The following is a 7,727-nucleotide window of genomic DNA, read 5'->3' on the forward strand; positions in this document are numbered from 1 at the left end:
CCGGGTGGGGGCGTCGGGGGCCGCGGCGGTGCCCCGCTGGGCGGGCGGATCGGTGCGCGTGGCGGTGTCCTGCCCGGGGCGGTGGTGGCTGTTGCCCGCCGGGTTGTTGGCTCGCTGCGCTCGGGTCATGGGGTGATTATGGGCGATTTGACCCGTAATCAGGTGTTTTGGCCGGTCGGCTCGGGCGTGCCGGAATTCGCCTGCGCGGGCCCGCGCCCGGCGCTACGGTGAAAGGTGACAACCGCAGACTGCTGAGACACCGTTCAGCTCCGCCCGCCGCTCCGGACCCCCGGGGTGCGCCCGGTCGGAGCCGATCGGGGCTGCCCGCGCGTCCGCGTGCGGGCTGCTCGGCGTGCGCCCGTACCGGCCCGTGCACGACTGCGGGCCGAAAAGTCGACAAGGAGACATCATGGCGATGGCAGTGCAGACCGGACGGCAGGAGGGCGGCGGCACAGCCGTCTATCTCGCGGTGGCCGCCGGCGCCTTCCGCCGCTACGCCACCTACCGCGCCGCGACCCTCGCCGGCACCGTCACCAACACCGTCTTCGGCTTCATCCTTGCCTACACCTTCCTCGCCCTGTGGCAGGCCCGCCCCGGCCTCGGCGGCTACGACACCGCCCAGGCCGTCACCTACATCTGGATCAGCCAGGCGCTGCTGGTCACCGTCGCCGTCTGGGGCGGCGGCTTCCAGGACGACGTGCAGGAGCGCCTGCGGACCGGCGACATCGCCGTCGACCTGCACCGCCCGGTCGACTTCCAGGGCTGGTGGCTCGCCGCCGACCTCGGCCGCGCCGCCTTCCACCTGCTCGCCCGCGGCACCCTGCCGACCCTCGCCGGAGCCCTCGCCTTCGACCTGCGGCTGCCGGCGTCGCCGCTGGTGTGGGCCGTCTTCCTGGTCTCCGTGGCGCTCGCCGTCACCGTCAGCTTCGGCCTGCGCTTCCTGGTCGTGCTGACCGGCTTCTGGCTGCACGACTCCGACGGGGTGCGGGCCGTCGTGCTGGTCGTCGCGATGTTCCTCTCCGGCATGCTGCTGCCGATCGGGCTCTTCCCCGGATGGCTCGGCAGCCTCGCCGCCGCCCTGCCCTGGGCCGCGGTGATCCAGACCCCGGTCGACATCCTGGTGCAGCACCGCACCGGCGCCGCGGTGGCCACCGGACTCGCCGGCCAACTCGCCTGGGCCGCGGTACTCTTCGCCGCCGGACGGCTCGCCCTCGCGCTCGCCGTGCGCAAGGTGGTGGTGCAGGGTGGCTGAGCTCCACCTCGCACAGCGCCCGGGGCCCGGGACCGTCCGCGCCGGGTGGGCGCGCGCCTGCTGGGCGCGCATCTGCTGGGCCGTGGTCGCCTGGTGGCTGATGGCCGGCATGTGGACGCGGTCCTCGATGTCCTACCGGACCTCCTTCGTCCTGATGCTCCTCGCCAACCTCGCCACCACCTCCCTCGACTTCCTCGTCGTCGTCCTGATGTTCCGCCACACCGCGACCCTCGGCGGCTGGACCCTGCCCGAACTCGGCTTCCTCTACGGCACCTCCGCCTTCGCCCTCGGCACCGCCAACCTCTTCGTCGGCTCCGTAGACGCGCTCGGCAACCGGATCCGCACCGGCACCCTCGACACCATGCTGGTACGGCCCGCCCCGGCCCTCGCCCAGGTCTGCGCCGAACGCTTCTCGCTGCGCCGGCTCGGCCGGCCCCTCCAGGCCGCCGCCGTCCTCGGCTGGTCGCTCACCGCACTGCCGGTGCACTGGACGGCCGACCGGATCCTGCTCGTCCCGGTGCTGTTGGTCTGCGGCAGCGTCATCTTCGCGAGCATCTTCGTCGCCGGGGCCGCCCTGCAGTTCTGGTGGGGCGACGCCGGCGAGCTGCAGCACTCCCTCACCTACGGCGGCGCCACCCTGCTCCAGTACCCGCCGACCGTCTTCGCCAAGGAGCTCGTCGCCGGCACCGTCTTCGGCGTCCCGCTGGCCTTCGTCAACTGGCTGCCGGCCCTGCACATCCTCGGCAGGCCCGACCCGCTCGGCCTGCCCGCCGCCTTCCAGTACGCCTCGCCCGCCGCGGCCGCGCTCTGCGTGCTCGCCGCCGCCCTCGCCTGGCGGGCCGGACTGCGCGCCTACCAGGGCGCCGGCAGCTGAACCGGCCCCGCGCCCACCACCACGCCGAGAAGAAGGAGCAACCCGATGGCCCTGATCGAACTCGACGACGTCCGCCGCAGCTTCACCGTCCGCACCCGCGCCGGCCGGTTCCGCCGCGCCCGCCGCGAGGTGCACGCCGTCGACGGCCTCAGCTTCACCGTCGGCGCCGGCGAGTGCGTCGGCTACATCGGCCCCAACGGCGCCGGCAAGTCCACCACCGTCAAGATGCTCACCGGCATCCTCGTCCCCAGCTCCGGCCGGCTGCGGGTCGCCGGCGTCGACCCCGCCCGCGACCGCACCGCTCTCGCCCGCCGGATCGGCGTCGTCTTCGGCCAGCGCACCACCCTCTGGTGGGACCTCCCGCTGCGCGACTCCTACGAGCTCGCCCGCCGCATCCACCGCATCCCCGACGCCCGCTACCGCGCCAACCTCGACCGCTGCGTCGACCTGCTCGACCTCGGCGCCCTCCTCGACACCCCCGTCCGGCAGCTCTCGCTCGGCCAGCGGATGCGCGGCGACCTCGCCGCCGCCCTGCTGCACGACCCCGAGGTGCTCTACCTCGACGAGCCGACCATCGGCCTCGACGTGGTCAGCAAGGCCAAGGTCCGCGCCTTCCTCAAGGAGGCCCACCGCAGCCGCGGCACCACCGTGCTGCTCACCACCCACGACCTCGTCGACATCGAGCAGCTCTGCGACCGGGTCATGGTGATCGACCACGGGCGGCTCGTCCACGACGGCGACCTCGACGGCCTGCACGCCGCCGGCGACAGCGAACGCACCCTGGTCGTCGACCTCGCCGAGGCGCGGCCGCCGATCCTGGTGCCCGGCGCCCGCACCGTCCGGGTCGACGGGCCGCGCCAGTGGCTGGCCTTCCCCGCCCGGGAGAGCGCCGCCCCGATCGTCGCCGCGATCGCCGCCCGCTACCCGCTGGCCGACCTGTCCGTCCGGGAACCCGCCATCGAGGACGTCATCGCCCGGATGTACGCGGGCGTCGCCATCGGCTGAGCCGCCCGGCCGCCGGCCCCGCCGTCCCGATCACGCCGCCCGGCACGGTGTCGCGATCAGGACGGCGGGCGCGGGGCAGACTGTCGGGGTGAGCGTCGAACAGAGAACCGGAACGGCCTCCCGACCTCCCACCGGGGTCAGCTTCACCGAGGCCGACGAGCGCAAGCGGCACGGCGTACGGCGGATGAAGACCATCGCCACCGGCCTGCTGGCCTTCGCCACCGTCGTCTTCGCCCTGGCCACCTGGGCCTCCGCCGCCGGGGCCGGGGCATGGGCGGGCTACGTCGCGGCCGCCGCCGAGGCGGGCATGGTCGGCGCGCTCGCCGACTGGTTCGCGGTGACCGCTCTGTTCCGCCGCCCGTTCGGCCTGCCGATTCCGCACACCGCGATCATCCCGACCAAGAAGGACGCCTTCGGCAAGTCGCTCGGCGACTTCGTCGGCGACAACTTCCTCTCCCCGCCGGTGGTCCGGGCCCGGCTGGAGGCCATCGGCATCTCCCGCCGGCTCGGCGAGTGGCTCGCCGCCCCCGGCAGCGCCGAACGCGTCACCCGGGAGGCCGCCGCCGCGCTGCGCGGCGTCATCGCCGTCCTGCGCGACGAGGACGTGCAGGCCGTCGTCGCCGAGGCCGTCACCCGGCGGGCCGCCGCCACCCCCGTCGCCGAGCCGGCCGGCCGACTGCTCGGCAAGGTCGTCGCCGACGGCGGCCACCACGGCGTGGTCGACCTGGTCAGCGTCCGTGTCCACCACTGGCTCGCCGAGCACCACGAGGACATCGTCGAGCGGGTGACCCGCAAGACCCCCGGCTGGACGCCCAAGTTCATCGACCACCAGGTCGGCGAGCGCGTCTACAAGGAGCTGATGCGGTTCGTCACCGACATCCGCGACGACCCGCAGCACCCCGCCCGCGGCGCCATCGACAACTTCCTCGCCGACTTCGCCACCGAGCTGCAGCACGACCCCGACACCATCGCCCGGGTCGAGCACGCCAAGGCAGACCTGCTGGAACGGCCCGAGGTGCAGGACCTGATCGCCTCGTCCTGGGCGGCCGTGCGCACCCTCGTGCTGGGTGCCGCGGAGGACGAGCAGAGCGAGTTGCGCCGCCGGCTGCGGGACGGGCTGCGCTCGCTGGGCCGCCGGCTGGCCACCGACCCGAAGCTGCAGGCGAAGGCCGACGGCTGGCTGCAGGACGCCGCCGAGTACGTCGTCGAGACCTACCGCGAGGAGATCACCGCGCTGATCTCCGACACCGTCGCCGGCTGGGACGCCGACGACGCCTCCCGCAAGATCGAGGCCAACGTCGGCCGCGACCTGCAGTTCATCCGGATCAACGGCACGGTGGTCGGCGCCGCCGCCGGGCTGGTGATCCACACCGTCGCGGTGGCGCTCGGCGGATAACCCGGCGGATAGCATGCAGAGTCTGATCGACCCGCGAAGGAGCGTCTGTGGTGACCGAAGGCAGCAACCCGATCGAGGCGTTCATCGCCGGCATGCCGAAGGCGGAGCTCCACGTGCACCACGTCGGCTCCGCCTCCCCGCGGGTCGTCGCCGAGCTCGCCGCCCGCCACGAGGGCCGCAGCAAGGTGCCGGCCGACCCGGCGGCGCTCGCCGAGTACTTCACCTTCACCGACTTCGCACACTTCATCGAGGTGTACCTGAGCGTCGTCGACCTGATCCGCGACGCCGAGGACGTCCGCGCCCTCACCTACGGCGTCGCCGAGGACATGGCCCGCCAGCACATCCGCTACGCCGAGCTCACCATCACCCCGTACTCCTCGGTGAACCGCGGCATCCCCGACGTCGCCTTCATGGAGGCGATCGAGGACGCCCGCAAGGCCGCCGAGAAGGAGCTCGGCGTCGTGCTGCGCTGGTGCTTCGACATCCCCGGCGAGGCCGGCCTCGCCGCCGCCGAGGAGACCGCCCGGCTCGCCGTCGACCTCGCCCCCGACGGCCTGGTCAGCTTCGGCCTCGGCGGCCCGGAGATCGGCGTGCCCCGCCCCCAGTTCAAGCCCTACTTCGACCGGGCCCGGGCGGTCGGCCTGCGGAGCGTCCCGCACGCCGGCGAGACCACCGGCCCGCAGACCGTCTGGGACGCCCTGCGCGACCTCGGCGCCGAGCGGATCGGCCACGGCACCCAGGCCGTCCACGACCCCGCGCTGCTCGACCACCTCGGCGAGCACCGGATCGCGCTGGAGGTCTGCCCGACCTCCAACATCGCCACCCGCGCCGTCGAGCGGATCGAGGAGCACCCGATCAAGCAGATGGTCGACGCCGGCCTGCTCGTCACCGTCAACAGCGACGACCCGCCGATGTTCGGCACCGACCTCAACACCGAGTACGCCGTCGCCGCCCGGCTGCTCGGCCTCGACGAGGCCGGCGTCGCCGCCCTCGCCAAGAACGCCGTCGAGGCCTCCTTCCTCGACCAGGCCGGCAAGGCCCGGCTCGCCGCAGAGATCGACGCCCACCTGGCCGGCTGGCAGCGCTGACCCGGCGCCCGCCCGCGTCCTGAACCCCGGCCCGGCGAGAAGTCGGACCGGGGCCCGGGGACAGGTCCGAGGAGGGGCGAGGGGGCGGGAACAGGATGCCGGGGCGGGGATGTTGTGAGTGTCCGGTGACAAGTGCGTACCGATACCCCGCCGGGCCTCCGGGCCCCCTGACGGGCCGTCCGCGCGGGCCGCTATGTTACGGGTGGGGGTTGCTGCCGCCCATCGGTGCGCACAACCGACCGGACGGTGACGGACCCTGATTCCGGGGGTCGGAGAGATGTGGTGGTACGGCAGGCCGCGGCGGGGCCGGTCGGACACGGGGGAGGTTTGAACGATGGTGAACGCGGCGGACTCCGGCGGCGGTGGCGGCGGCGGAACGTCCGGCATCTTCTACAACGTCGTCTCGACGGTGACGGCAGCTCAGACGGCCGCGATGGTGGCCCAGTCCAAGGCCCTCGCCGGCCAGGTCGGCGCCCAGGCCGTCAAGGTCGAGGTCGAGAACCTGCAGACCTTCAAGAACAAGGTCGACGCGATCCTCAAGGACCTCGACGGCTCGCCCGCGAGTCACGGCGAGGTCTCCCAGCAGCAGCTGCAGTCCTGGCAGCTCGGCCAGAACTTCGGCCAGGCCGGCAGCCTCATGAGCGCCTACGCCACGGTGCACGCCAACCTGGAGCAGCTGTCCAGGACGCTCTCCCTGCAGATCGAGGCCATGAGCGCCAGCATCGACATGGCGGCCCGCGGCTACGCGAACTCCGACGAGGAGCAGCGCCAGAAGTTCCAGACGATCCTCAACCAGGCCGACCAGCAGACCCAGGCGTCCTCTGCCGGCGTCGGCCGTACGGCCGCGGGCGGCGGCAGCTACGCCCAGCCTGCCGCGCACACACAGCCGGCAGCCCAGCCGGCCACCGGCACCCAGCAGGGTTCGTACTGATGAAGGCTCCGGCAGCGGAGAGGGGGAGTGAGGTATGACCGAGAAGCGATTCGTCAGGATCCACCGCGACGGCGACGACTTCGGCGGCGCCAGCCACGAGCAGCTGGTGGCCATGATCGAGAGCGCCGACCCGGTGGCCGTCATGCAGGTCGGCCAGCGGCTGCTGATGGCCGCGCAGAAGATGGACGAGATCAGCAACGAGCTGCACGCCCACATGAGCGGTCTCGAGTGGGAGGGCCAGGCGGCCGACAGCTTCAAGACCTGGGGCGGCAACGTCTCCAAGTCCACCATGCAGCTCGCCGACTACTCGCGGAACGCTGGCACCTACATGGCGACCGCCGGCGAGACGCTCAGCGAGGTCAAGTCGAGCATGCCGGACGTGCCGACCTCCGACATGGAGATCGTCCGCCGGTACGAGGCGCAGCCGAATACCGCGGTCAGCGTCGGCGGCTTCATCGCCGGCGGCATGGCGATGCCCGGCATCGGCAACGTGGTCGGCGGCTGGGCGGCAGACAAGGTCGCCGGCATGGTCGACTCCGACTGGGTCACCGAGGAGCAGGCGCAGGCCGCGCGGAAGCGCGTCGACCAGGCGCACCAGGACGCGATCCAGCAGATGGCCAAGCTCGGGCAGTCCTACGACCAGTCGGTCACCCGGCTGAACTCCGCGCAGCCGCCGGAGTTCCCGTCGGTGCCGGGTGCCACCACTCGTGACGGCGGACAGAACGTGGACGTCGGCGGCGGTACCGGCGGTGTCGGCGGCGGTACCGGCGGTTCGGGCCGACCGGCGCAGATGCCCACGTGGACGCCGCCGTCCGGCCATCAGACGGTGCCCACGACGCCGCCGGTCCACCAGGTGCCGACCGGGCCTGGCCCGGTGCACACCATGCCGTACCCCGGCCAGATGCCGAGCACCGGCATCGACCACGCACCGACGATGCCGACCTCGCCGAACCCCACCCTGCCCGGTGGGAACCTGCCCGGCGGTGGCAGCACGCTGCCCGGCGGCGGCCTGCCCGGTGGCGGGAACCTCGGCGGTGGTGGCCCCCTGCCGGGCGGCGGCCTGCCCGGCGGCGGCCTCGGAGGCCTCGGCGGAGGCGGTGGCCTCGGCGGCGGCCGCGGTGGCAGTGGCGGCGGCAGCACCGTCGGCGCGGGCCGCGCGGGCGGTACGGCCGGCACCGGTG

General features: G+C 73.4%; 7 protein-coding genes. All 7 read left to right on the forward strand.

Annotated elements, in window-relative coordinates; translation table 11 throughout:
• Nucleotides 1–409: 409 nt before the first annotated feature.
• Nucleotides 410–1,252, forward strand: coding sequence for an ABC transporter permease (locus KSNIM_RS24040; protein WP_263105226.1), 843 nt, complete (start codon nucleotides 410–412; stop codon nucleotides 1,250–1,252).
• Between the two features lie 100 nt (nucleotides 1,253–1,352).
• A complete protein-coding gene (locus KSNIM_RS24045) occupies nucleotides 1,353–2,126 on the forward strand; it encodes an ABC transporter permease (RefSeq protein WP_263108087.1) in 774 nt (257 codons plus the stop codon).
• A 45-nt stretch (nucleotides 2,127–2,171) separates the two neighbouring features.
• Complete coding sequence (locus KSNIM_RS24050; protein WP_263105227.1) at nucleotides 2,172–3,131, forward strand: ATP-binding cassette domain-containing protein; 960 nt, start codon at nucleotides 2,172–2,174, stop codon at nucleotides 3,129–3,131.
• Between the two features lie 88 nt (nucleotides 3,132–3,219).
• On the forward strand, nucleotides 3,220–4,527 hold the full coding sequence (locus KSNIM_RS24055; RefSeq protein ID WP_263105228.1) for a DUF445 domain-containing protein: 1,308 nt from the start codon (nucleotides 3,220–3,222) through the stop codon (nucleotides 4,525–4,527).
• Nucleotides 4,528–4,577: 50 nt separating this feature from the next.
• Nucleotides 4,578–5,615 (forward strand): adenosine deaminase, encoded by a 1,038-nt coding sequence (locus KSNIM_RS24060; RefSeq protein WP_263105229.1) that lies wholly within the window; start codon nucleotides 4,578–4,580, stop codon nucleotides 5,613–5,615.
• A 334-nt stretch (nucleotides 5,616–5,949) separates the two neighbouring features.
• A complete protein-coding gene (locus tag KSNIM_RS24065; RefSeq protein ID WP_263105230.1) occupies nucleotides 5,950–6,546 on the forward strand; it encodes a hypothetical protein in 597 nt (198 codons plus the stop codon).
• 34 nt (nucleotides 6,547–6,580) lie between these two features.
• The coding region (locus KSNIM_RS24070) for a WXG100 family type VII secretion target (protein WP_263105231.1) at nucleotides 6,581–7,727 on the forward strand (1,147 nt) is incomplete at its 3' end.

The sequence above is a fragment of the Kitasatospora sp. DSM 101779 genome (genome assembly GCF_025655475.1).
In the GTDB taxonomy this organism is placed as follows: Bacteria; Actinomycetota; Actinomycetes; order Streptomycetales; family Streptomycetaceae; genus Kitasatospora.

Excerpts from the sequence above, each read along its gene's own strand:
- KSNIM_RS24040 (WP_263105226.1), top strand. The coding sequence starts at position 410 with ATGGCGATGGCAGTGCAGACCGGACGGCAGGAGGGCGGCGGCACAGCC.
- KSNIM_RS24045 (WP_263108087.1), top strand. The coding sequence starts at position 1,353 with ATGGCCGGCATGTGGACGCGGTCCTCGATGTCCTACCGGACCTCCTTC.
- KSNIM_RS24050 (WP_263105227.1), top strand. The coding sequence starts at position 2,172 with ATGGCCCTGATCGAACTCGACGACGTCCGCCGCAGCTTCACCGTCCGC.
- KSNIM_RS24065 (WP_263105230.1), top strand. The coding sequence starts at position 5,950 with ATGGTGAACGCGGCGGACTCCGGCGGCGGTGGCGGCGGCGGAACGTCC.